Source organism: Commensalibacter nepenthis (assembly GCF_029953305.1).
GTDB classification, from domain to species: Bacteria; Pseudomonadota; Alphaproteobacteria; order Acetobacterales; family Acetobacteraceae; genus Commensalibacter; species Commensalibacter nepenthis.
The window spans coordinates 1,317,150-1,343,202 of record NZ_JASBAN010000001.1; the positions used below are offsets into that span (position 1 = coordinate 1,317,150).

A 26,053-nucleotide genomic window follows, 5' to 3' on the forward strand; every position below is an offset into this window, starting at 1 on the left:
TTTTCATGATAGGATAAACAATAAATAACTATATTTTGTGAAGGAGGTTAGGTTGAATTTCTCTACTATGAGTCATATGAAAAAGACAAAAGAAGTATCAGGTAAAATAAAATTACTGGTTTCCGATATTGATGGAACCTTAGTAACAAATGATAAAAAGATAACACCAGAGGCATTTGCCGCTGCTGAAAAATTACAAAAAGCAGGCATTCATTTATGTCTGGTCAGCAGCAGACCCCCGCAAGGGATTCAGATGTTTTTTAAAGAGTTGAATATATTAACTCCTTTTGCAGCGTTGAATGGTGGGGAAATTATTGGCAATGATGGTACTGTTGTATCCAGTATGGCGATGAATACTCAGGATGCGCATGAAGTCTATGAATTGCTGCATAGTCGTGACGTAAAAGCGTGGGTTTTTGGAGGGTTTGATTGGGTTGTGTTTGATATGAATGACCCCTATATTTCTCATGAAAAGGCGGTGGTGGGTTCTGATCCAGAGCTTTTGAAACATATTAATGACTATCGAAATAGAATTGTAAAAATCGAGGGTGTGTCCTCTAATACAGCATTGCTGGATGAGTTAGCGGCACATATCAATGAAAAATATCCCAATACAGTCAGAGCTTTACGTTCCTCAGATCATTATTTAGATATTACCCATCCCAAAGCCAACAAAGGGTCAGCAGCGATTGAATTGGGCAAGCAATATGGAATAGATATTTCAGAGATTGCCTGTATTGGCGATATGGATAATGATATTCCTATGCTGGAAATTGCGGGTCTATCTATTGCTATGGGACAATCAACTGCAAATGTTCACCAACACGCGCATTTTCAAACGAAGAGCAACGAGGAGAATGGTTGGGCTTATGCGGTAGAACATTATATTTTACCAAGGGCATAATGGCGCTTTATTTTATAGTGAAAATAGTAAATTTTCGTTATGATTTATTTTAATTAAAAATTATTGTGTACAAAAAGGATTTTATAATGAGTGATAAAATAGAAGATATAGGGGAAAAAGGCCATACAGCGACAACAGGGTATGTGCTGGTATTATCCGATGTAATTGCGCAAGCAGAGTATTTAGCCAGTTCTATTTTACATCATGCAGAAGAAAAAAAGGGGGAACCCCTGCGTATTGCTTTGTCAGGCGGATCGACGCCTAAAAGATTATATGAATTATTAGGCAGTTCTGAATATACAGATCGCATGCCATGGCACAAAATTCATTTGTTCTTTGGCGATGAAAGAATGGTTCCACATACCGATTCAGACAGTAATTTTCATATGGTCAAAGAATCTTTGTTGGCTCATATTGATATTCCTTTTCGTAATGTCCATCCAATGCCGGTGTTGGATGATCCAGTAAAAGCGGCTGAAATCTATCAAGCTGAGTTACAAGCGATTTATGGTTCTGATACGCTACAAAAAGGGAAGCCATTATTTGATATAGTCTTGTTGGGTTTGGGTGGTGATGGTCATACAGCGTCTTTATTTCCTGGCACGCCTGTTTTACACGAGCAAGAGAAATGGGTATCTTGGAGTCAACCCTCTGATGCTCCTCATAAAAGAATGACATTAACCTATCCTGCGATTGCTTCCAGTCGTTTTGTGATGTTCGTGGTCAGTGGCGAAAGTAAAGCGCAAATTATTCGCGAAGTGCGTGATGAAAACAAACCCTATCCTTCTGCAGCAATCACAACCGAGGGAGAGTTACATTGGATTCTTGATCGTGCAGCAGGTGGTGAGTAAGTTATATAAAGAATAACTCTATAGCCGATCACGAGTGGAGGGTATAGAGGATTTGTTTTGCTATATCAGGGGAAAATAGTTGATGAGTATGGACGTAAGTCAAATAGAAATTTATAAACAACAAGTAGGAAAGGTTGCTGCTTCTTTAGTCACTTCGGGGATGATAGTGGGGTTAGGGAGTGGCAGTACTTCTGCTTGTGTTGTGCGTGCTTTGGGAAAACGATGGCAAGAAGAGGGCTTGCGTTTTATTGGTGTGCCAACGTCTGTGGAGACAGCACATTTGGCGCAGTCTTTTGGTATCGAATTGGCGACTTTGGGTCAATGTCCAGAGCTGGATTTGGATATTGATGGTGCTGACGAGGTTACGCATCAGCATTATCATTTAATCAAAGGGTTGGGGGGCGCATTATTAAGGGAAAAAATTGTTCGTTATGCAGCTAAGAAATTTGTAGTGGTGGTTGATGAGCGTAAGATGGTGGATCAATTAGGCGATCATACACCAGTGCCTGTAGAGGTAACTCCTTTTGGATGGGAAGCAACCGCCAAACATCTTGAAAAGATTGGTGCAAAAATTTCTATTCGTTTGAAAAAAGAGAGTAAGGAATTTTTTTTAACAGATGGTGCCAATATGATTTTGGATTGTAATTTTGGATTAATTACAGAGCCTGCACAATTAGAAAAAGCAATTAATGAAATTGTCGGGGTGATGGAAAATGGTTTATTTGTCCATTGTACGGATGAGGTTTTAATTGCAGGGCATGATGGAATACAACATTTAAAATAGATGGAGTACCTTTTTAATGAATAATCCCATAGCTGATCTTTCTTTGATCACACCTTGTTTACTGGTTATAATGGGTGTTTCTGGTTGTGGGAAAAGCAAGCTTGCCAAAGGATTGCAACAACAATTAAATTGGCCTTTTCAAGAAGGAGATAACCTGCATTCCGAGCATAATATTCAAAAAATGTCACAGGGAATTCCTTTGACCGATGAAGACCGTATGCCTTGGTTGCAAAAGTGCCATGATTGGCTAAAGGAACGTCAAACCAAAAGTAATGGCTGTGGGATTTTGACCTGTTCGGCTTTGAAAAAGAGTTATCGTGATATTTTAAGAAAAGATATTTATGGCTCTTTTTATTTTATTTATATTGATGTGCCTCCAGAAATATTGTTACAGCGTTTGCAAAAACGGAAAGGGCATTTTATGCCTGCCAGTTTGCTATCAAGTCAACTCGAAACGTTAGATACTCCAGAAGCAGATGAGGATTTTATCAAGATTACTGTAGCAAACGATCCTTTTGAAGAGGTGCTGCAAAAGGTATTACTCCGATTACAGCAAATCTCAATTAAAAGCTAGCGGTTAAGGAAACGTTAAAAGAGCGTCCAATGCCCGGTAAAGCACGGACTTGATTGTTTGCTATTAAATCTCCAATGGATAATCCACCCATTGGTAAGTAATATTTTTTATTCATAACGTTTTCGATACTGGCATCAAGACGGAACATATTCCAAGTATAGCTGGTGCCTAGGTTCAATAAAATATAACCAGGTGTTTTTGGTTCACGACGTAGTGGATCGGTTAGACCTTTGGCATTCACAAATTCCCCTTCAATACGACCGCTCCATGCCCCAATATATTGATTAAGACTTAGAGTGCCATTGACGGGCATCATATGATAGAGGTTCGTGTGATTGGTTAAATCTGTGCCTCTGACCCAGTTTAAATTACCGCGTAAAACGCCTTTACCAAATTTCTTATTATTCCATACATTATAGGTTCCAACAGAATTGACCCCATATAATTGCGCATTATGATTGGCAAACTGCAAGTTTGAAATGGTGGTTCCTGCACGCCCTGAGGCACTGCCGAGATAATTGACGTTAATATAATGATGGATATAGGTATAATAAGGTTGGATTTTTAACTCCCAGACTTCTTGTTTGACATCATGGAAATTAAAGCTGGTGCTGATGGTATTGGCGATTTCAGGTTTGAGGTTAATATCTCCTCTATATCCATTTCCATCTCCAAACCAACCAACCATACGCATTGCCATGCCTGTAGTTCCCCAAGAATAGCGTTCATATAAATTAGGAGAACGTGTTTTCCTGGCGTATCCTGTTTCCCAAGTTAAATGGGGATCAACTTTGTAGCGTACAAGGGCGGTGACGTCGAAATTAACATCTGTTTTTCCACGATCTGCACGATTAAAACGATTGATTGCGGCGCGTTCTGCGGCATTCATGCCAGTGAAGCCTTGATATCCAGAAACTTGCCCAGTATTCATCATGACCACATCGTTTCTGACACCCAGCAATGTTGTTACTTTGCGGTTCCATTGGGTTTCAAGCTCAGCATAGGTTCCTAAACGATTGCGATGACCGTTATTGATGTTATGATAAGTATTTGGACCCATCATCATGCTGCCTTGCAAGGCTGGCCACCAGTCATTGAGGGTATAATATGCGAATTCATTACCGATACGCAGGGTGTTTTTATTGTCCAAATAAATACTGCTTTTGATATCATATCCAGCCAGACGTCCGATATTATTCATGGGCATACCTGTGGTTGCGGTGTGCCCACCTTTGTCCCCAAGCATATTCATGGCGTGGGTGACACGTTGCCAATAACCACGTGCTTCCAAAGTCCCCCAATCAAAGTCACCTTTATAGTTACCGTTTATAAATACAGACTGGTTTTTTGTCATATCCATATAGGCATTGGGAAAGCCTTCGTAAGGTGTGTCTGTTTGACCTAGGTTTAACGATAATACATGGTTGTCTTTTTTATAGGCTAAGGTCACATCATGGTTAAACATTTTATATTGAGTAGACTTCACCTGACCCCCACCAGCGCCAGCGTGATAATTTCTTGATTGAGACCATCCGCCGTTATAGCGGATACTGAGATGGTCATTAGCAACCGTAACATCCCCAGAAGCGCCTAATCCTTTACCATTACTATGGAAAAAGCCAGAGACTTGTCCGTTGACGACGATTTTGTCTTTTTTCTTGGAAAAAACGGGGGATTTTCGTTTTATATCGATGGTTCCTCCTGTGCTGTCTCCACCTAGACTGACGGGGGTTATTCCAGCCATGATGTTAATAACGGATACATCATGGGGGTTCAAATATGAAAGCGCTGGATTCATATGATTGGGGCAATCCCCAGTAATGCGCATCCCATCAATGACGGTAGCCACCCGATCATCTGCCATTCCGTTTAAAGCTGGTAAAGAGGCAATACGTCCTGATTTATAGAGGCTAACCCCCATTTGGTTTTCCAATAAAGCACCTGTATCGGGGCTGTTATTGACAATGCTTTTTAGCTGATCAGCTTTTAGAAGGGTATTGCCTGGTGTGATTTCTGTTGGGTTATCAGAGACATCATCGGCGTTAATATTAATCGTTGGAATAGGAGCTGTGTTTGTGGATACTGACTGTGCAGAAGAAGACGGTGTTTCTGCTGCAAAAGTGGATGCTGTATGAATAAAAAAGACAGAAAGCATCAACGAGAGTTTATAGCTTGAGCGTTTAGAAGGGAACATGGTTCGACTCTGATCTGATATAAATTAGATAAAAATAGAGTAAGCTCTCTTTAAATTATTTAAAGAGAAGCAGTATCAGAATCAAAAGATGGAGGCGCTCGGGGAGGGTTGCTTTTAGTTAAAGGGGTTGGAGGTGCTTGAGAGAAATAAGCTTTGATCTGAAAAGCAATAAGAACAACACTTAATGCGGGAAGTTCAGGATTGCCTGATAATAGAGGAGTAGGTAAGGCAAAACTGGTGCATAGAGGGCATAAAACCATTCCATGTTGAGATTTTTGATGGTGATCTTGCTTTGTTTCTTTGGATTGCTGCATATGCTCCATATGCATGCAGTCTTCCATATCCATCGATGTCATAGAAGAAGCGGTTTCACCCATCATCATTGGGCAATGCCACCAATTACTGAATGTTAAAGGTGAAATCAGTAATTGGAGGATAAAGAGCGTCAAAACGACATAGATCATGTACAAAAAACCAGAATGCTGGATTTTATTTCTATTTTGTATCCAATTAATATGTAAATTAAAAGGCTGCATTGACGATCTTACATTTTATACTGTGTTTCTTTTCTGGTTAAAAAGAACGCGATTGTCAAATATCATTTTATTGGAATAGAGAATTGCTTTCTTGGTGTGGCAGGTATATCAACAAAACAAAGAATAAAACTATATCAATAAATATGGTTGCAAAATGAAACGATGAAACAGGAACCGATTTTACCATCTATGCATGTTCTAGAGATGGCTGTTCCACCAAAGCGTATGATACCTGCTTTGACAAAAATAGGTAAAGGGCGTTTGGTAGGGGATGGGTTCGTTGCTGTCTTGTTGCATGGTTTCTGTTTGTTGATTGCTTTTTGGTGCATGGATATTCCAAAGCAAGATAATCCTTTGCATTCAACGATAGAAGTGGCTTTTGAAGCGCCTGAAACACTTCCTATTCCTGAACAAGTCCCAGAATTACCTGATATAGTAAATAAAGACCTTCAAAGTCTATCAATAGATTCTTCTACACCATCAGAGTCGTTGCCTCAAAGTGATTCTATTGCGCCTTTACCAGTCGTTAAACCTCAACCTTTGGTACAAGAAAAAGTTTCTTCTCGCCCACAATCATCAGTAAGACCAAAGAAGAGTGAAGTGACACGTTCCGCGTTTTCTCAAGTTGGACAACAGGCAACACAGCCATCAGAGAATGCGGTTCATGCGAGTAAACCTGTGGTTAAAAATATTTCTGTAGCACAACGATGCAGTGCTTTATCCAAAGAATATCCAATGGCTGCGCGTCGGCGACATGAAGAAGGAACAGTTCAAGTAGGATATCAACTCTTGCCTGATGGGCAGATACAGCATGTCGAGGTGATTGAAACAAGCGGCTTTTCAGCTTTGGATCGTGCCGCAGTGAGTTCTGTGCGGGCAATTAAATGCCAGCCTGCACCAGGGCAGCCAGTCATCAAAACAAGTGTGCCTGTCAACTTTTCATTAAATAAAAATAATTAACCTTTAATTATGTATTCATAAGGGAAATAGGTGAGAAAAAATATTAATATTGAAGTATTAAGATGCCTTGCAATTCTTGCTGTAATTTTAATACATAACTCTGCACCTTATTTCGTTGATAATAGTTTGATGCACAGAGATATTCTGGGATGGGGTGTTATTTATTTTTATTACACAATATCCAGATTTTGTGTGCCTGTTTTTTTTATCATTAGTGCTTATCTTTATTTTACCAGTAATAAACCATTTCAATATATGAAACGGGTAAAAAGGCTTATACTTCCTTTCTTAGCATGGTCGTTGATTTATTGGTATTTTTTAAACCCGCATAGTTGGGGAACATTTTGGGGAATATTAAGCAGCCCAAGGGTCTATCATTTGTGGTTTTTATATATATTTATTGGATATTCGTTTCTGTTACCGTTATTAATGTCTTTTGCAAAAAACGCTAATAAAAATGAGTATAAACCTATTGTTATTCTTGTGTTTATATTTGCAATAACATTGCCTTCTTTATATCAATTTTTGCTGCTTTTCGGAATAAAAATAGTTCCTATTTCAGGGTTTTATTTTGATATCCCAGCCTATTTGGTTTTTGCTTTGGTTGTGCCGTTTATTTTAAAGAAAATGAAAAAGGCGTACGGCATCGCTTTATATAGCGCATTGATTATTATGAATATGATCTTAGCAATGATTTCAACCTATCAAAACAGAAGCTTTGTTGATTATTGGTTTACAGATACAACGTTCTTTGTTTTTACTTCTTCTTTGGTATTGTTTAATGGCTTTATTCATGCTGATTTGAGTTTTATTAAAGGAAAATTGGCTTGGTTGATTTATAAGATTGGAGAATGCTCTTTTGGTATTTATCTATGTCATGTGCTTGTTACAGAAATCATGTTCCGTTATGGTTTTTGTTATTTTGGCTCGCCAATCATAGGACCACTTGTGAATAGTGCTATAGTATTCATTGCTTCTTTTATATTTTGTTTAGGATGTGGTTACATTAAATATATCCGAGCAATTTTGTTATGATTTTTGATATAAAATCAAAGATAGATTATTTAAAATATATATAATCTATGTTTGATTATCATATATTATTGAATAATCGTATTTAATGTTTCAGCCAATTGCTCTGCTGATTCATTAACGCTGATCGAGCGATTATATTGTCCTGTTGGATTCATTAAAATAAATTGGTCATAAGGGTCAATCAATTTTGTTTTTTCAGTGACTTGAAGCGTTTTAAACGGAACATGATATAAAATAGAAATATCTCGGATAGCCAGTTCACCCCCTGATAATGCGATAATTTTACTATTGAAAGGTTTCATATATAACATCAATCGTTCAGGAGTATCATATTGGCTATCAAAAGAAATAAAAATGGAGGCAAGTTGCGATGATTTATTCCCTAATAACTCTATCACTTTACCCATCTTGTTTAAATTTTGACTGCATACATCATGTAGACAGCGAGAGGCTCCAAAATACATTAACATCCATCGTCCTCTAAAGCTGCCGTTACTGACAACGTTTCCAGAAGGGCTGAGTAACTGAAATCCTCCACCAATTGTTGCAGTTTGTTGCGGTGGGGTTTGGATTGTTTTTTTGGTATAAAAGATCCCGAAGGCTCCACCACCTAAAGCGATTAAAAATGCAATGGCGATGATCGCCCAAAAGGGTATTTTCTTTTTCTGTGTCATTGAACTTACTTGGGTTTATTGGTGTATAGAGGGTATAGTGAAAGGGGTAAATTGGGTGTGGTCTATTATTGTTGGTTTATTTTACCTATATCAACTTGGGCGATGCTCGCTTTATGATTTATTTTTGCAAAACAGGTAGTAACAGGACTATCAAATACGGTATCAATAACAGCATCATTTTTAAGGGACTCTAATATTATTGCATATATGTTTCCATGAAGTAAACCCGTTACTTTTACTTGGTTGTTTTGCGTGTCGATTTTGAAGAATGGCTTTCCAAGATGAGCATCGGCGAAATCTTGCATTATACTATTCATACCGCTAGAATCAAGAAAAGGAATAATTTGAAATGTTCCCGTCATATTCTTACATTCCTCAGCATAAGCAGTCATGGATAACAACGACAAAGATATCAACAAGGTAATATAAAATTTTTATTTGATGCTATTCTTGACTAAGAGTGAATTATACTAGTTATTCATATATTTTGGCAGCTTGCAGGAAATCTGTAAATATATTTCATAAAATATGAGTGGGAGGATATTGGTTTATATTTTTATAATATTCCTCTACACTTTCGATCCATGTTCGCATTGCTTTGAGAAAAGAAGATAAATCTTTATTTTCCCATTCCTCTGGATGGTTATGTAAGTTTTGACGAAAATTTTCTTTTAGTGGTAATAGGCTTTGTCATTGTTGTATTGATGAATGAAAATAAGTATGACTAGTTATACTATAAAATTTGTTAAAAAGTCGATCTGTACCCAAAGCAATCAAAGTCATATTATATGATTTTTATAATATAATTTATTGATTATCGACCAAAATAACAATTTCATTTGTAATTGTTGGTTGTAATGCATAGGCTGCTCTTGCTGCCCTGACACCAGTTTTGCACACACAAACAATACGTTGTGACAAAGGCGGTTGCCATGCAACAATTTCATTGGGTAAAAGGCGGATCACATTCACTCTTACACTTTGTGGAGCTTCTCGACTATCTCTTAATTCGATAATGCAATCATCAGGTAGAAGATCATTACGATCGATAAAGGTAATATTATTTTCTTGGGGTTCTTGAGCTTGGTCAAAACGGAAGTCGGTGAAATGCCATGTGCGACAATCGACATTAATTAATTGTCCTAATGGGGTAGGGGTAAAATCAAGTAAGACACTTAACGCCATTTGGGCTTGTATTGCTCCTAAAATAGATACGATCGGTCCCATTACCCCTACCGTATTACAATTTCCATCTGCTAATAGCATTTTAGGAAATAAAGCTCTGTAACTGGGTGCGCTACCACAAAAGCCACCAACATATCCTTGTCTCTCAATTACAGAGGCGCTAATCAATGGTAGTGACAATTTCAGACATGCATCTGATAAGATATAGGTAACCATAAAGCTGTCTGAGGCATCAATAACCAAATCTATATTTTGCAAAGCTTGGTTGACATTGCTAGGCGTTAATCTTTCTTGATGCACATCTATGGCGCAATGAGGATTAGATTGATTTAATATTGTCTTTGCAGATATTGCTTTACTTTTACCGATATCCTCCATCCGATACAAAATTTGTCGATGTAAATTATGTTCTTCAACTATATCATGATCGTAAAGGCGAATATATCCAACACCAGCACCGCATAAAAGTGGTAAAACCGTGCAACCTAATCCACCACAACCCACAACTAGGACACGAGCAGCTTGTAACTTATGCTGCCCATTTTCACCAATTTCTGGCAATCGCATTTGTCTTTCATAGCGTTGCATCATGAACAGCTTTTCCGAATTTGAGCAAGCCATTCATTACAACGATGGATAGGATCAACAGCGCATTGAATATCCGTTACCACAGCTACACTATCAGCGCCTGCGTGTAATATATTTTCTATTCGTTCAGGAGTGATCCCACCTATCGCAACAAGAGGAATATCTCTAATTTTTTGCTTCCATAATGTGATGCGATCCAACCCTTGAGGAGGGCATTTCATCTTTTTCAATTTCGTTGGATAGATAGGTCCCAATGCAATATAATGCGGGTTAAAGGATAAGGCTAACTCTAATTCCGCTTTATCATGCGTTGATAAGCCAAAATGTATATCAGCACGACGTAAGGCATTAAAATCAGCATCACATAAATCCTCTTGACCCAAATGAACAAAATTAATTCCCAGTTCCAAAGCCAATTGCCAATAATCATTTAAAATCAATTGTGCATTATATTTCTCACAATAGAGTTTGGTTTCATAAACATGCTGCCTTAATTGATCGAGGGGCATATTTTTAATACGCAATTGGACGAGTTTTACCCCAATAGGCAGAAGCTGTTTGATAAGATCAACCGAGTCAGTAATAAGATAAAAACGTTCCATTTAATTAAAATCCGCCAAACCATAAATAGGAGTGGAAGCATATGCCATATCGCGCTTTTCCATTAATCCTGCATGATAAGCCTTATGTCCTGCGATAATCGCATCACGAAATGCTGCTGCCATCATGATAGGATCTTTTGCTTTGGCAACTGCAGTATTTAATAAAACTCCATCAAATCCTATTTCCATAGCATGTGCAGCTTGGCTTGGTGATCCTATTCCCGCATCAACAATTAAGGGAATATTTTTGAAATAAGAACGCATTGTGCGTAAGGCTTCTATGTTTCTTAATCCTTGCCCAGAACCGATGGGAGCTCCCCATGGCATTAATACTTCACAACCTGCCTCTAGTAGTTTCTCTCCTACGATTAAGTCTTCTGTTGTATATGGAAAAACTTTAAAACCATCTTGGCATAAAATACGTGCTGCCTCGACCAAAGCAAAAGGGTCAGGTTGTAATGTATCTGCATTCCCAATTACTTCTAATTTAATCCAGTCAGTATTAAAAAGTTCTCTGGCCATTTGGGCAGTTGTTACTGCTTCTTTAACGGTATGACAGCCTGCGGTATTGGGTAAAAATTTCTTATTGACTTGGTTTAAAAGCGTACGAAAAGAAGCACCTGCTTTTCCTTCTCGTCTTAGACTAACAGTGATGATTTCCGTTTGTGATTCTGTAATCGCATCCGCAAGAATTTCTGGTGAGGGATAGCCTGCTGTTCCCAACAAAAGTCTAGAGTTGATTTTATGATCGTAAAACATCATTATCCTCCTTGCATAGGGGATAGAATTTCAATTTTAGAACCTTCTGTGACTGCTGTTGTCTCATAAACATGTCGAGGAACAAAATCACCGTTAATCGCAGTTGCGACAACAGTGCAATCTATATTTTGCTCTTTTAATAAATCAGAGAGTGTTTGTGCAGACGTTGTTAATAAATTTCCATTTAAATAAATATTCATTGAAATTTTTCCACCTAGAGTTTTTCGACGAATTGTTGTGCCATATAGGGTGCTAGTAAAAAGCCATGACGATACATGCCATTGATAAAGAAACGACTATCTTGATAGATAATCTCGGGGACATTATTGGGGAAAGAAGGTCTTAGTCCTGTTCCTGTTTCAACAAGTCTTGCTTCGGCAAATGCTGGATGAATGGCATATGCAGACCCAAGCATTTCTATTAACGCTTTGGCGCTGATTGAGCTGTCATCATGACTTTCTATCATTGTTGCGCCCAACATAAATTGTCCATTATGACGTGGTACTAAATAACACGGAAAACGTGGATGTAATAAACGAATAGAGCGTGAAAAAGAAACATCGTGAGATTCAAAAATCAACATCTCACCTCTGACAGCTCTGAGGTTAGGGAGTGATTTTGCTGCGTTAATTCCAGTACAATCAATAATTTTTCCTGATGGAGTGTTGGTATGAAAAACGACGCCTTTTTCGATTAATGTTGATCGTAATTCTTTTAAAGATAATCTTGGGTCTAAATGAGCTTCTTCTGGAAAAAAGAGCCCTTGTGAAAATCGATTGGATAAATCACTTTCCAAGGATTCAGGTGCAACCCATGTGTGAGAGTGTGTTTTATTGGCAAAGTTTTTAAGCTCAATGGTATCACGTGCTGGTGCAACGACCAATGTCCCTGTTTTTTTTACACTGCTGACATGATTTGACCACCATTCGATGGCTGTCATTCCATATTCAACGACGATATCAGGCGCACTTTCCCCTTCGCAAAAAGGGGCTAACATTCCACCAGCCAATAAGGATGCAGTTTTTACATCAGGGGATTCAATAACTTCGACTTTTTCATTATATTCAGATAGCACTGTCGCGACACATAATCCTGTGACGCCACTACCGATAACAGACCAACCACTCATAATATCATTTTCACTTTGTAAGAGAACATAATAATAAACATACTCTTTTCTTGTTCAATATTAATTTGACAAAAGATAACCTTCACAAAGAATTATAAATTGTTTTGACTATATTGTTTACATGAATTGGATTTTGTTTAAAAAACTACTAATCCTTATGTACTATTCTGTTTACTCTTTTTCGACACGAATATCTAATTATGGCTTATATTATATTAAGTCTGAAAAAAAGAAGTCAATAAAATATTTTTATATTTGTTACATAACAATAATAAAAAAATCTAAAGTTTTTGTTATTATCTTAACAGGCAAGTGATTTATCTGGGATTATATATGAATATTTGTTTTGAATAAAATATAATTCCGCCCTAAGGTTCAGATGGCAAGATTTATAAAATATGAAAAAATCTTATCCATCTGATGTAATTTATATATTTTATTGTGCGTAAACTGAGTTATCACCATTGGGTTGAACAACGACCGCATCAGGTTTCATTTTATTACCACGAGAAACCATGCAAGCCGTATAGGTTTGGTCATATTGTGTTTGAATATTGCCTTGCTTACCGTTGGAGTAACTGGTTGCGTTCAAGCCACCCCCCAATGCACCTCCAGCAGCGCCAATCGCAGCACCAGAGCCACCACCTAAAGCAGCGCCCAGTCCAGCTCCAGCGCCTGTGGCAAGTAATCCACCAATAATGGCTTTTTTATTCTGATGGGATGCTTGTCCTTGGACATCATTAGCAGCATATTTTTGACAATCTTGCTTTTCAGCTAAGAACTGTTCAAATGTTTTACCAGGAGGAGGAGTCATTTGTACTTGTGGTCCTAGTGGTGTTTCAGCACAGGAAGTCAGTGATAGAATTGCCCCCATAAAAGCAACAGTGCGGAGTTTATAAATTTTCATTATACTTAACCTTTTCATGTACAAATAAAGAAATCAAATTAGGAATCCTGTAGTATATGAATGTGCTAAGAGTATGGTCTTTGACCAGTAACAAGATACACATAATACTATTTTGATCATTGTTTTACAGTGAGAAAAAATAAAATTACAAGGGTTTATTCTATTCTGTAAAATATTATTTATTTAATGTTGTAAAATTTTTGATCTTTTTAAATGCTTTATACAAATGAATAGTTTTAATTAAAAGATCGATCTTTATATCTTTCTTAGGCATTAAGGCTATTGAAAATAAAGCAAGGTTGAAATACAGCAGCAATAAAGATTATTTTTATAAACAGTCTGTATTTCATAAGGGCTAATGTGCCTCTGACCAATTTTTTCCAATACCCGTTTCAACAACTAAAGGAATAGAGAGTTGAACCGTTTTTTCCATCGCTTCCTTGGCTAATTGAATCAGTTTCTCAGCATCTTCTTCTTTGACTTCGAATAAAAGCTCATCATGAACTTGTAATAGCATCTTTGCTTGTAATTGATGTTCTTTGATGGCTTTATCCATATCTAACATGGCATTTTTAATAATATCCGCAGCCCCACCTTGTAAAGGTGCATTGATAGCTTGGCGTTCTGCATAAGCACGCATTGGTCCTTTGGCAGTTTGAATCCCTGCAATCCAACATTTTCGACCAAAAGGCGTTAACACATAACCATTTTCTTTGGCTTCTTCTTGTGTTGTTTGCATATAGGTTTTTATTTCAGGGTAACGGTCGAAATAAGTATCGATATATTGCTTTGCAACTCCAGCTGAAACGCCTAGTTGTTTGGCTAATCCAAAAGCACTGATTCCATAAATAATACCAAAATTAATCGCTTTAGCTTGCCGACGAACTAAGGGATCCATCCCTTCAATGGGAGTGTTAAACACTTCAGAAGCTGTTCTGGCGTGAATATCCTCGTGATTAATAAAGGATTCTTTAAGCTGAGGAATATTTGCGACATGAGCCAATAAGCGCAATTCAATTTGGGAGTAATCCGCAGAAACCAAGACATGACCAGGGGCAGAAATAAATGCAGCTCTGATTTTCCCACCTTCCTCACTACGGATAGGAATGTTCTGCAAATTGGGATCCGTAGATGATAAACGCCCCGTTACGGTGCCTACTATATTAAAACTGGTATGAACGCGCCCTGTTTGTGGGTTAATTTGTTCGATTAAAGCATCTGTATAGGTTGATTTTAACTTAGCCAACTGTCGCCACGTCAGGATTCGATCGGCAATGGTGTGGCCTTTATCGCTGAGTTCTTGTAGGACTTTGGAATCCGTTCCCCAAGCTCCCGTTTTCATTCTTTTACTGCCAGGTAAATCCATCTCATCAAACAAGATTTCTCCAAGTTGTTTAGGGGAAGCAACATTGAATTTTTTCCCTGCCAGTTGATGAATTTCTTTTTCTTGTATTGCTATTTTCTGGCTGAATTCTTCTGACAAAGACCGTAACAAATCAGGATTAATTAAAATCCCATCTTGCTCCATTTGTGTCAGAACATTGATTAAAGGGCGCTCCATTTCTTCATACAAGCTCAGTACATGTAAAGAGCGCATTTCAGGACGTAATAACAGCCATAATCTCAATGTAACATCAGCATCCTCGGCAGCATAATCGGTTGCTTTGTTAATGGCAACTTGTTCAAATGAGATTCGTTTCCGTCCCGTGCCAGTAAGCTCATCATAAGAAATATTTTTATGGTCAAGATGAAGCTCTGCCAATTCATCCATATTATGACGATGTTTTCCTGTTGCTTGGACATATGAAATCATCATTGTATCATCATATGGAAAAGGAATAGGAAAGCCATTATGTTTGAAAACAAGGAAATCATATTTGGCATTGTGAAAGATTTTTAAAACAGAGGGATCAGTAAATAGCGGGCTGAAAGTTGTGATTAACTCAGCAACAGGAATTTGCTGCGCGCTTTGTTCTTCGAATAAATTGTCCTGTTGATGCGCAATAGGAATATAACAGGCTTTGCCTGGTGCAACTGCCATGGATATGCCAACAATATTGGCTTGCAATGCGTTTAAGCTATCGGTTTCTGTATCAAGCGCACAATAATGAGTTTCTTGAGCCAACTTTATCCAGTTCTGTAGCTGCTCAATGGAAGTAATCGTTTCATAATTCTCATAAGCAGGGGAAAGAATATGAGAGTGATCTTTATTTTCTTCTTTTACAGGTGCTGATAAAGTGCTGGATGAAGATGATGGTTGGGAAGGAGAGGATTGCCCTTTTGTATATCTTGCCAAGATAGAACGGAACCCTCTTTTTTGTAACCATTCAATTAAGGGTCCTTCTTGAGTTTGACAACATCCCAATTCATCTATGGGTGTTGGTAGATCAAGATCGTCTTTTAATTGAACAAGTTGATAAGAAATACGTGCATTTTCCTGATGTTCTTCTAAATTATCACGGCGTTTAGATGCTTTCATCGTTGGAATAGCAGCTAAGACATCTTCTAAACATCCATATTCATTAATCAGAGCCGCAGCTGTTTTAGGACCAATGCCAGGCACACCAGGTACATTATCTATGGAATCCCCCATTAATGCTTGCAAAGAAATCATTTGTGAGGGTTGAACACCAAATTTGGCGATCACTTCGGGTTCTCGAATAATTTTTTCTTTGATCGGATCTTGCATGCAAACATGGTCATTGACCAATTGCATCAGGTCTTTGTCTGATGAAATAATCGTGCATTGCCCTCCAGCTTTTACCATTGCTTTGGCGTAACTGGCAATAAGATCATCAGCTTCCCATCCTATCATTTCGATGGTTGGCAGTCCTAATAAACGAGAGGCTTCTTTTACCAACGCAAATTGAGGGATTAACTCTTCTGGCGGCGGTGGTCTTTGTGCTTTATAATCAGGATAAATATCATTCCTAAATGTTTTTCGTCCTGCATCAAAGATAACTGCCATGTGGCTTGCAGTGCGTTCACGGATGATTTTCATCATCATATTGGTAAATCCGTAAACCGCATTGACTGGGGTTCCAAAGGGATCCAACATAAGAGGAATTCCGTGAAAAGCACGAAAGATAAAACCTGATCCATCGACCAAGATAAGATGTTTTTCTGCAGAAGAAGAGGGCATGAAGGTAAAATCTATATTATGAATGGGTTTTATGCGATTATTCTTGGAAAAGAAATGTTTTAGAGCAATAAGGGCAAACCGCTTTATTGTCTTTTAATTTTAAAAAGACACGAGGGTGCCCTAATGCTGGGTTATTTCCTTCGCAAGAAACAGTTTTTTTATCAACATAGACGGTTTCGAATTGTCCGCGTTGTGGGTTTTGATAAAGTTCTTGTTCGGTTTTCATTAAAATATCCTTGTTTATTATTAAAAGAAACGTCAATACTAAAAAACTATATAGATATTATGTATTGAGTGTCCCATGAGAATTTTAAATCGATCCTTTCTAACACATTTCTGTCGTATGTGCTTCTCTTTTATAATGGGGTGCAGTTTTTTAGGTGGGAATAGCCATAATGCGCAGGCAAAAAATAGCCAAAAAACTGTTGAAATGGTTCAACAACAAAACTCAAATGATCCTTATGCGCGATATAAAAACTTGATTCCAGCCAGTGAATGGTTGATTTTGTCGGATGGTGCCAAGATTCCGTTGCGTATATGGCAGGCTCCTGCACAACGTGTGATTATTCTTGCATTGCACGGGTTTAATGATAGCCGTGATGCATGGGAAGATTCAGCAGAATATTTTGTTGATAAAGGTATTAGTATTTATTCCCCAGATCAAAGAGGATTTGGTCAAGCGCCTTGGCGTGGAAAATGGTCAAGCACCAATCAAATGGTGCAAGATGTTGTTGAGGAAGTGGCTATTATAAAAAAACGTTTTCCCAATACTCCAATTTATTTAATGGGGGAAAGCATGGGCGGGGCGGTATTAATGTGTCTGGCTGCTCGTGATGATGCCCCTCGAGTCAATGGATATATTCTGCTAGCCCCTGCGGTTTGGGGGTCAAAACAAATTGGCGTTGTGGGGGATATTTCTTTACGGTTTTTGAACCTTGTCGCACCCAATTGGCGACTAAACCCAAGCAAAACACCTGTTAAAAGAGTAACGGCCAGTGATAATAATGATTCTTTGATTCGATTATATTTTAATCCATTAACGCTTCATAACAGTAGAGTTAAGGCACTATATGGATTGGTAAAGTTGATGGATGATGCGATTAAGGCAGCTCCTAGAATTAAATATCATAGTTTGGTTTTATATGGTGATAACGATCAGCTAGTCCCCGCATCATCTATGTACTCTGTGTGGAAACAATTCCCCAAATGGGTTCGAAAAGATTACGTGCCAGGTGGCTATCATTTATTATTAAGAGATAAAAACCGTAAAATCGTAGTAAAAGATATTATTTCTTGGATTAATGATTCTGACCAATGGTTGCCATCAGGTGGAGATGCTGCAACGGCGGCATGGATGTCTGTTCATGGCAACGGTAAAGTTCCATTTTTTATGCCTAGCCAGATGGATAATATTGTTCAGTAAGTTATGTATTATGTTATGTATTATGGGTTTAATTCAGAATTAATCCCTAACAGAGGATGATTTAAAATAGGTCTTGTTATATTTTTACGATAAAATAATAATATTTTTAGATAGAATAAAGTTGTGATTATAAAAATTCACTATTTTTTATAATATCGCTCTTCAAATAAGCGGTTACTTTAAGGTAAAAGTGGTGCTGGTTTAAAGGGTGATTTATATTGAGACTTTGATTAAGACAACGATCCACTAGTAGTTTTTTTATTTGTATAGACAGTCAAAAAAACTGAGTGACGGCAATGAATATGATATTTTATTGATAGAGTAGACCTTTATACATTCTTGAAATTATGACATTATTCTTCTTTTATTATAAGGTTGATTGGAATGTTGAAGAATATTTTTTCGTGGGTTCTAGGGGTGCAAATCATGTTAGGGAGCGGTGTTGCTTATGCTCAAACGGTCACACAAGCTATTGCTCCGTTTGATGAATCTGTTTGGCGTATTGAAACTTTATATAATCAATCCAAAACTATTCAAACCTATCAAGGGGAAAGGAATTATGCTTCTATCTCTTTTAATCCCTATACGCATAGAGTAACAGGTCGTGGTTTATGTAATAAATTTATGGGAAAATTTGACCAGCATGATGATAAAGTGACGATTCATGATGTGGTGACAACCCATGAAAAATGTTTGTCTGACGATGTGAATACACAAGACGATCGTTTGTTTAACTATTTAAAAGAAGTTCATTCTTATTCTATTCATGGAAAAATTTTAAGGTTGAAAGACGCACAAAATCATTCTTTGATTATCGCACGTTGGGCTAAATAATAGATTATAAAATTAAAAAAAATAGGTGGCTAAATGATTATTCAAACCAATGAAATTGTTGATTTAAAAACGCCAACAGGTCTGATGCGCTGTCATATTTTTCGCCCCGTTGCAGATGGTCAATATTCAAGTGTAATTTTCTATTCCGAGATTTATCAAGTCACTCAACCTATTCGCCGTCTGGCTGAGTATATTGCAGGGCAAGGATATATTGTGATTGTGCCAGAGGTGTATCATGAGTATGAGCCATTAGGCACAGTGCTGGAATATGATAAAGAAGGCACTGACCGTGGAAATTGTTTAAAGTTTGAAAAGCCGATTTCTGCGTATGACTCAGATGCGGATACTGTGATTGAGTGGGCAAAACACTACGAACATGGCAATGGCAAAGTTGGGACAATGGGCGTTTGTTTAGGTGGACATTTGGCGTTAAGAGCAGCATTGAATTCTAATGTGCTGGCGGCAGCTTGTTTTTATCCAACCAATGTCCATGATTCAACCTTGGGGCAAGGGCAGAATGATGATACAATTCATCGTTTGGCAGAGCTTAAAGGGGAAACGATGTTTGTCTTTGGAAGACAGGATCCTCATGTGCCTTTTGAAGGTCGTCTTCAAATCCAACAAGCATTACAAAAAGCAGGTGCTGTGTATGAGTGGCATGAATTCAATGCTCAACACGCCTTCTTACGCGATGAAGGTCCGCGTTATGATGCAGAATTGTTCCAATTATGTATGGGATTAGTGATTCGTTTATTTGCGCGGAACTTATAGTGAAAGAAAAAGCATTATATGAGAGTAATATAATGCTTTTTTACTATTTATTTTTCTTCGTCAGTTTTTTCTTTGACATAAGCCTCAACAGGACCATTGAGTTTCATTGTCATGGGTGTTCCATCACGTTTTACAGTATTACCAACGGTTACTTTCACCCATTGTTCACTGATGCAATATTCCAAGATGTTGTCTTTTTCCACACCTTTGAAACGAATACCAACCCCACGGTTCAGTAATTCTTCGTTGTAATAAGGACTGCTGGGGTCAGCAGATAAACGATCGGGAAGAGTATCGGTCATGACAGAGATTCCTTGTTTGTAATCTTTAATTAGAGTGCTTTTATCTATTACAAAAAAAAACTGAAACATGACAAGGGAAATCGTTGGATAATTAGTTGTTTATTGATTTTATAGAGAAAGAAATTTTACTATATGTGAATTTTATATTAGATCGGTCGTTTGAATCTGTCACTTTTATTTCTCAAGAGTAGGTGTTTCATTCGCCTACTTTTTTTATTAACTTATTTAAACGAATAGATTTTTAAGAATGAAGTTTGATTAGTACCTTTCGGATGGTGGTTCTGTCAGGTATTACAAGTTACATGAAGATTACGAATATTTGTCGTATTCTATGAGTCAACGGGAATATACTTCTTTAACAGTTTAAAGAAACAGTCAGTAAAAATCATATTGTGATATACCCTCATTTTTATTGTTCTATCAAAAGTTTACACCTGCTTGAAAGGATGCGATCCACCCTTCTGGACGCAGCCCACTGGTTGTAATGGCATGGGTTGCGGATGCGTCCCATATAAACCGTTTTCCGGTGCGTCTTATGCCTATTCCTGAGCCTGCAATATTCCCGCTTTTTCTTATGTTTGATTGGGTTGAATGGTCGAATACAGCACGGATCATCCCTGTATCAAGGAGGGTATATATTTCTGTTCCTTTAATAAATGTATCGCAAAAACCTTGATAAGAACCACATTTCATGTGCTCTGTAGGTAATGTCCAAAACAGATCATTGCGCATAAAAATTCCTGCATTACCTATTAAACTTTGTTTAAGAAATCCTCGAACGGTATAGGGACCGCCAATTTGTATTTTACTGTTATTATATTGGTTTTTATTGCTATATTCACCATGAATAGAGGTGTGCCAGACAAGTGATTTAGTAATGGGGCTGTATCCATCAATATCAATAAAAGGCTTTACGTATTTCACATGAGGATTATATTCCCCAGTATTGACTACATATGTTTTCGTAGCCATTTCATTTAATCCAATTTTGCTACCCAAGCTTAAAAACCACGTACGTCCCCATATTTTTAAGAATTCGTTTGCACTGATATTGAGAGAGGACAAAGTAGCACTTTGTGAACGTAATTTTTGATGGTTAGTATAATTTTCAAAAGTTTCTGTTTGGTATTCTATACGAATAGAAGTAACGTCAATACGGGTTCTATTGATGACTCTGGAAAAACCTGCATGAAAATTTTTCTGTGTTGAGTCTGCACGTTGAGGATAATTTTTGATATATGTAGGATTATACATATCATCAGAGCGCCACCATCCTCCAAAAAATATCCATGGACCCATTGGGATAGAACCTTGTACAGTAAAGAATGAATTATGTCCGATACTTTGTCGTGCATTTAAGGAATGATCGTACTCAAAAGACCATACGTCTAATAGATGTAATAAATTACCTGTGGTTACTATAGAACGTCCCATTGTGCGACCTGAATTACTTTGACTGTAATTGTCAGAGAAAACTTTACCATGGATGATCCCCGCATTTGGTAATTCAATGTTGACAACGGATGCGTTGGGATCTTGACCAGGCACGATTTTCATAGAAATTTCCCAATTGGGTATCCGATTTAATTGGTCGATCCCTTGAGCAATATCTTCAAAATCCAAAACATCATTTCGTTGCCAAGGAAAAGCTAAGAACTCGTAAGTTCCTTTTTCTTCGCCATTAAATATAAAGGACTCTAGTTTCCCTTCCATTGCAGAAATACGTAAATGTCTAGAAGATAAATCTTGTTTAGGAAAATACATACGGGATGTAATATATTTTTGGTCAATATATTGTTGATTTAATGTATTTAATAACTGATGTAGGTCATCAACGGTTAGGCATCGGTTTTCCCATTTTTTGGTGATATGATGCACTGTTGATGGTGATAATTTGTAGGCGTTTTCAACGGTAATTAAGTTGATTTCCACACAGTTGTGAAGTTTAAAGGGAAAATCCTCACTTTTCATTTTAATACTGGGTGGCAGGGCATCTGATGTATCCATTCTTTGTTGGCGTTGTTGATATTGTAAATATTGAAGTGAACGGAGATATTGGTTGTTGTTGTAATAAGCAAATGCCTGATTTGCAGCGGGAGAAAGGAGGATAAAGTATAGACATGATATTTTAAAGATAATCTTGAGTTTTTCCATGCTTACTACCTTAAACAAGATATTATCAAGTCATTGATTTGTTATATTTATATGATTATCATTTTTATTAGTATATTTTCACGTTTTTCTATCAAAAGATAAATCTATGTCAAAGTATATTGACAGATATCTATTCAATATATCAATGTTGATAGTATATATATCACACTTAGCATATCTCTAATAATGATGATTCCAAAACAAGAATAGAAGGAAAATACCTATTATGATTTTGTTTAACCAGCGTAAAAGATTATGGCTCAGTACGATGTTGGTTCAGGTTGGACTATTAAGCGGTGGTGTATTTTCCTTTTCTGCATTTGCGGTGGAACAGCAGGATTCAAAAGAACAAGCATTAATGCGTTATCCGACTTTACATGGGGGTAAGATCGCTTTTGTTGCTCGTGGTGATGTGTGGGAAGTGGAAAAACAAGGGGGAACAGCTCGTCGTTTAACCGCTGATACGGGCGAGGATTTAATGCCCAGATATTCGCCCGATGGAAAATGGTTGGCTTTTACTGCCAGTTATCAAGGAAACCGTGATGTTTATGTGATGCCGGCTGCTGGTGGAGCGGTTAGGCGGTTAACCTATCACTCTGATGTGGTTGCTTCTGCTCCAGAGCGGTGGGGGCCTGATAATATGGTGGTGACTTGGACGCCTGATTCAAAAGAGATCGTTTTTTTATCCCGTAGAAATGCGTGGAACAGCTGGATGAGCCTTCCATTTACAGTTTCTATTGATGGCGGTTTGCCTAAACAATTGCCGCTCGATCGTTCTGGTTTTATGAGTTACGATACTTCGGGTAAAGAAATTGCTTATACGCGTATTTATCGCGATTTTCGTACATGGAAACGCTATGACGGTGGTTTGGCGCAGGATGTTTATACGTATAATTTTGATACGAAGAAGTTAAATCAAATTACGCATTGGAAAGGCACTGACACTATTCCAATGTGGTATCAGAATAAGATTTATTTCTTGTCAGATCGTGATGCCAATCGCCGTTTGAATTTGTGGGTGTATGACAAGAACACAGGCGAAACAACACAAGTTACCCATTTCACAGATTATGATATTGATTTTCCATCATTGGGTGATAATGGTATTGTTTTCCAACAAGGCGGTAAATTATATGTTTTGGATTTGCCGTCAGAGCAGCTTCATACTGTATCTGTTAAAGTTCCCGATGACGGCACACGTACCATGCCTCGTTTTGTAGAGGTTAATGATTCTATTCGTAAAATTGATGCTGCACAACAACCAGATTATTCAATTTCTCCTAATGGTAAACGTGCTGCTTTTGCCGCCAGAGGGAATATTTTTACGGTTCCTGTGGAACATGGTGCCATTCGGAATTTGATTTATGCTAGTGATGTTGATGCCGATCATCCTGTATGGTCGCCTGACGGGCAGTGGATTGCCTATACAACAGACAAAAACGGTGAACAAAATATTGCTATTCGTCCATCAGTTGGTGGAGAAGAAAAAATCCTAACGGATTTTAAATCAGGATATTATTATGCACCACGTTTTTCACCAGATGGCAAAAAACTAGCCTTTTCTGATGGAAATCATAATTTATGGTTGATTGATGTTTCTGGTAAAAATTTAAAGAAAATTGCTGTTGATCGTAACGCAGAAATTCATGATTTTAATTTTTCTCCTGACAGCAAATGGATTGTGTATAGTTTAACACAGGCTAATCAACAGCGTAATTTATGGGTGTATAATATTAATCAAAATATGCCTTCTCGCTTAACTACAGGTCAAAATAGTGATTATTTACCTGTATTTTCTCCTGATGGGAAATATTTATATTTTGTTTCTAATCGTTATGAAAATACGGTGTTTGCCGATAATGAAATGAACGCCTTAACGGTTAAAAGTGCGGGGATTTATATTGCGACTTTAGCCAATGATACTCCGTCACCTTTTGCTGTGCGTTCTGATGAGGGGCAAACCGAAACTAAGGAAAGCAAGGAAGATAAAGAGGCAAAAAAACCATCTGTTCCTGATGTAAAAATTGATACCCAAGGATTTGGTGAACGAATTGTTCCGGTGCCAATGACAGGGGGTGAGATTACCGATATGCAAGCTGCTGGGGACAAGATTTATTATCTATTATCTCCACCGCAAACGATTTCAGGAGAATTTTCTGGTGAAAAGCCTGAATTGCATGTTTATGATTTAAAAGAACGCAAAGACACATTAATAGAAAAAGGGATTGATAATTACAGCCTTTCTTATGATGGAAAGAAGGTTCTTTATAATCAAAAAGACTCTTGGATAATCGCGGATGCTAAAGAAAAACATGCCGATGATAAAACACTAGATGTTTCTTCGATGCGTGTTCGGATAGAACCACCCAAAGAATGGCAAGAAATGTTCGAGAATGCTTGGCGTTTACAAAGGGATTTATTCGTAAATCCGAAAATGAATGGTCAAGATTGGCAAGCTGTTCATGATAAATATGCGGCTCTTGTTCCTTTGGCTGGCTCTCGTTCCGATGTAAATTACATTATTGGGCAAATGGTGGGTGAGATAGGGAACTCTCATACCTATGTTGGAGGTGGTGACCAACAAGATCCTGTCAAAGCTGTTTCAACGGCGCTGTTAGGGGTGGATTTTGCCTATGATGCACAAAAAGAGCGTTATTCATTGGCTAAGATTTATCAAGGGGATAATAGTCGTAAACAATATCGCAGTCCTTTGACCGAGTCTGGATTGAATATTCATGAAGGGGATTATTTATTGTCTGTTAACGGGCAAGAGATCAAAGGAAATGTGAATCCTTATCAATTCTTTGTTGGGGTTTCTAATCCTGTGCGATTGTCTTTTGAAGATAAAGATACAGGTAAAGTCAAAAATGTTGAAGTTAATACCGTTAAAAATGAACTTTCTTTAAAAGAAAGAGAGTGGGTAGAACATAATCGCCAGATAGTCGATCGTTTATCCAATGGTCGAATTGCCTATATTTATCTATCTGATATGGAAGAATTGGGAATGCAGCAATTTATTCGCCAATTTTATTCTCAGCTTGATAAACAAGCTGTGATTATTGATGACCGTTGGAATGGGGGTGGTTTTATCGATCAAATTTTATTGGAAAGATTAAGACGTATCTTGGTTGGTATGACGACTAATCGTGAAAAGATGCAAGCAACCTTGCCTCAACAATTGATTAATGGACCTAAAGTAACCTTGGTGAATCAATATTCTGCCTCTGATGGCGATATTTTCCCCTATTATTTCCGTAAATACGGATTGGGTAAAGTCATTGGTAAACGCACATGGGGTGGTGTCCGTGGTATTCGCGGATATTGGCCTTTACGTGATGGTGGATATATTACCATTCCAGAGGAAAGCCTGTATGGATTGAATTCTGAATGGATTATCGAAAATCATGGGGTTGAACCTGATATCGAAGTTGAAAATACACCTGGTGAGTTACAAGAGGGTCATGACAAACAACTGGAAACGGCAGTTAATTATTTATTAAAAGAATTAAAAGATCATCCTTCTGTTTTACCAGCCCCCCCAAGTTGGGATACGGCTTATCCTCCTCAAGGGGAGCCTTTTGCGAAGAATGCTTCAGAAGCAAAGCATAATTCGAAATAACGGATATATTTAAAAGTATGTTTTTGATAAAACATGCTTTGCTTCTTATAATTTGTGATTTTAATGCAATGATATTTTACTTATTAATGATTGAAAGTAAAATATCATTGTATCGTAACCTGAAAT

At 37.6% G+C, this 26,053-nt stretch carries 24 protein-coding genes and 1 pseudogene; 10 read left to right on the forward strand and 15 right to left on the reverse strand.

Going from position 1 to position 26,053, the window contains the following annotated elements; translation table 11 throughout:
• Positions 1-52: 52 nt before the first annotated feature.
• From QJV33_RS06065 to QJV33_RS06080, 4 genes are all read left to right on the forward strand, one after another.
• Positions 53-904: a Cof-type HAD-IIB family hydrolase gene (locus QJV33_RS06065; RefSeq protein WP_281462477.1), complete on the forward strand. Its 852-nt coding sequence runs from the start codon at positions 53-55 to the stop codon at positions 902-904.
• A gap of 86 nt (positions 905-990) precedes the next feature.
• Complete coding sequence (gene pgl, locus QJV33_RS06070; RefSeq protein ID WP_281462478.1) at positions 991-1,755, forward strand: 6-phosphogluconolactonase; 765 nt, start codon at positions 991-993, stop codon at positions 1,753-1,755.
• An 82-nt stretch (positions 1,756-1,837) separates the two neighbouring features.
• Complete coding sequence (gene rpiA / locus QJV33_RS06075; protein ID WP_281462479.1) at positions 1,838-2,539, forward strand: ribose-5-phosphate isomerase RpiA; 702 nt, start codon at positions 1,838-1,840, stop codon at positions 2,537-2,539.
• A 16-nt stretch (positions 2,540-2,555) separates the two neighbouring features.
• Positions 2,556-3,113, forward strand: coding sequence for a gluconokinase (locus QJV33_RS06080; protein WP_281462480.1), 558 nt, complete (start codon positions 2,556-2,558; stop codon positions 3,111-3,113).
• On the opposite strand, the gene QJV33_RS06085 is transcribed toward QJV33_RS06080, so the two are convergent.
• Together QJV33_RS06085 and QJV33_RS06090 are read right to left on the reverse strand one after the other, a co-directional pair.
• Positions 3,103-5,307, reverse strand: a complete 2,205-nt coding sequence (locus QJV33_RS06085; RefSeq protein WP_281462481.1) for a TonB-dependent receptor — start codon at positions 5,305-5,307, stop codon at positions 3,103-3,105. The two genes, QJV33_RS06080 and QJV33_RS06085, sit on opposite strands and share 11 nt — an antisense overlap.
• Positions 5,308-5,366: 59 nt before the next feature.
• On the reverse strand, positions 5,367-5,843 hold the full coding sequence (locus tag QJV33_RS06090) for a DUF2946 family protein (RefSeq protein WP_281462482.1): 477 nt from the start codon (positions 5,841-5,843) through the stop codon (positions 5,367-5,369).
• Between the two features lie 162 nt (positions 5,844-6,005).
• Here QJV33_RS06090 and QJV33_RS06095 point away from each other — a divergent pair, with 162 nt between their 5' ends.
• Together QJV33_RS06095 and QJV33_RS06100 are read left to right on the forward strand one after the other, a co-directional pair.
• Positions 6,006-6,803, forward strand: coding sequence for an energy transducer TonB (locus QJV33_RS06095; protein ID WP_281462483.1), 798 nt, complete (start codon positions 6,006-6,008; stop codon positions 6,801-6,803).
• A 30-nt stretch (positions 6,804-6,833) separates the two neighbouring features.
• Positions 6,834-7,838 carry an acyltransferase gene (locus QJV33_RS06100; RefSeq protein WP_281462484.1) on the forward strand — a complete coding sequence of 335 codons (1,005 nt, stop codon included), beginning with the start codon at positions 6,834-6,836 and terminating at the stop codon, positions 7,836-7,838.
• Between the two features lie 65 nt (positions 7,839-7,903).
• On the opposite strand, the gene QJV33_RS06105 is transcribed toward QJV33_RS06100, so the two are convergent.
• From QJV33_RS06105 to QJV33_RS06150, 11 genes and pseudogenes are all read right to left on the reverse strand, one after another.
• Positions 7,904-8,512: an SCO family protein gene (locus tag QJV33_RS06105; protein ID WP_281462485.1), complete on the reverse strand. Its 609-nt coding sequence runs from the start codon at positions 8,510-8,512 to the stop codon at positions 7,904-7,906.
• A gap of 65 nt (positions 8,513-8,577) precedes the next feature.
• Positions 8,578-8,874, reverse strand: a complete 297-nt coding sequence (locus QJV33_RS06110; RefSeq protein ID WP_281462486.1) for a hypothetical protein — start codon at positions 8,872-8,874, stop codon at positions 8,578-8,580.
• Positions 8,875-9,031: 157 nt separating this feature from the next.
• Positions 9,032-9,169: pseudogene (locus tag QJV33_RS12075) on the reverse strand (DUF7660 family protein); the annotation flags it as partial.
• 150 nt (positions 9,170-9,319) lie between these two features.
• Positions 9,320-10,288 carry a HesA/MoeB/ThiF family protein gene (locus QJV33_RS06115; RefSeq protein WP_281462487.1) on the reverse strand — a complete coding sequence of 323 codons (969 nt, stop codon included), beginning with the start codon at positions 10,286-10,288 and terminating at the stop codon, positions 9,320-9,322.
• Complete coding sequence (locus QJV33_RS06120; RefSeq protein WP_281462488.1) at positions 10,285-10,887, reverse strand: thiamine phosphate synthase; 603 nt, start codon at positions 10,885-10,887, stop codon at positions 10,285-10,287. Before QJV33_RS06120 ends, QJV33_RS06115 begins: the two co-directional genes overlap by 4 nt.
• Entirely contained in the window at positions 10,888-11,649 is a 762-nt protein-coding gene (locus tag QJV33_RS06125) for a thiazole synthase (RefSeq protein ID WP_281462489.1), read from the reverse strand.
• Complete coding sequence (gene thiS / locus QJV33_RS06130; RefSeq protein WP_281462490.1) at positions 11,649-11,846, reverse strand: sulfur carrier protein ThiS; 198 nt, start codon at positions 11,844-11,846, stop codon at positions 11,649-11,651. The genes QJV33_RS06125 and thiS overlap by 1 nt, the downstream gene beginning before the upstream one ends.
• Positions 11,847-11,860: 14 nt before the next feature.
• Complete coding sequence (locus QJV33_RS06135) at positions 11,861-12,775, reverse strand: FAD-dependent oxidoreductase (RefSeq protein WP_281462491.1); 915 nt, start codon at positions 12,773-12,775, stop codon at positions 11,861-11,863.
• Between the two features lie 436 nt (positions 12,776-13,211).
• Positions 13,212-13,682, reverse strand: a complete 471-nt coding sequence (locus QJV33_RS06140) for a glycine zipper family protein (RefSeq protein ID WP_281462492.1) — start codon at positions 13,680-13,682, stop codon at positions 13,212-13,214.
• Positions 13,683-14,037: 355 nt separating this feature from the next.
• On the reverse strand, positions 14,038-16,824 hold the full coding sequence (polA, locus tag QJV33_RS06145; RefSeq protein ID WP_281462493.1) for a DNA polymerase I: 2,787 nt from the start codon (positions 16,822-16,824) through the stop codon (positions 14,038-14,040).
• A 37-nt stretch (positions 16,825-16,861) separates the two neighbouring features.
• On the reverse strand, positions 16,862-17,050 hold the full coding sequence (locus QJV33_RS06150; protein ID WP_281462494.1) for a zinc-finger domain-containing protein: 189 nt from the start codon (positions 17,048-17,050) through the stop codon (positions 16,862-16,864).
• A gap of 135 nt (positions 17,051-17,185) precedes the next feature.
• Between QJV33_RS06150 and QJV33_RS06155 the strand changes: the two genes are divergently transcribed.
• From QJV33_RS06155 to QJV33_RS06165, 3 genes are all read left to right on the forward strand, one after another.
• Positions 17,186-18,247: an alpha/beta fold hydrolase gene (locus QJV33_RS06155; protein WP_281462495.1), complete on the forward strand. Its 1,062-nt coding sequence runs from the start codon at positions 17,186-17,188 to the stop codon at positions 18,245-18,247.
• 384 nt (positions 18,248-18,631) lie between these two features.
• Positions 18,632-19,081: an META domain-containing protein gene (locus QJV33_RS06160; RefSeq protein WP_281462496.1), complete on the forward strand. Its 450-nt coding sequence runs from the start codon at positions 18,632-18,634 to the stop codon at positions 19,079-19,081.
• Between the two features lie 33 nt (positions 19,082-19,114).
• Positions 19,115-19,852 (forward strand): dienelactone hydrolase family protein, encoded by a 738-nt coding sequence (locus QJV33_RS06165; RefSeq protein WP_281462497.1) that lies wholly within the window; start codon positions 19,115-19,117, stop codon positions 19,850-19,852.
• Between the two features lie 47 nt (positions 19,853-19,899).
• Here QJV33_RS06165 and QJV33_RS06170 read toward each other — a convergent pair whose 3' ends face one another.
• Positions 19,900-20,154 (reverse strand): DUF3297 family protein, encoded by a 255-nt coding sequence (locus QJV33_RS06170; protein ID WP_281462498.1) that lies wholly within the window; start codon positions 20,152-20,154, stop codon positions 19,900-19,902.
• A 420-nt stretch (positions 20,155-20,574) separates the two neighbouring features.
• Complete coding sequence (locus tag QJV33_RS06175) at positions 20,575-22,308, reverse strand: ShlB/FhaC/HecB family hemolysin secretion/activation protein (protein WP_281462499.1); 1,734 nt, start codon at positions 22,306-22,308, stop codon at positions 20,575-20,577.
• A gap of 226 nt (positions 22,309-22,534) precedes the next feature.
• On the opposite strand from QJV33_RS06175, the gene QJV33_RS06180 reads away from it, so the two are divergent.
• Positions 22,535-25,927, forward strand: a complete 3,393-nt coding sequence (locus QJV33_RS06180) for a S41 family peptidase (protein WP_281462500.1) — start codon at positions 22,535-22,537, stop codon at positions 25,925-25,927.
• Positions 25,928-26,053 lie beyond the last annotated feature (126 nt).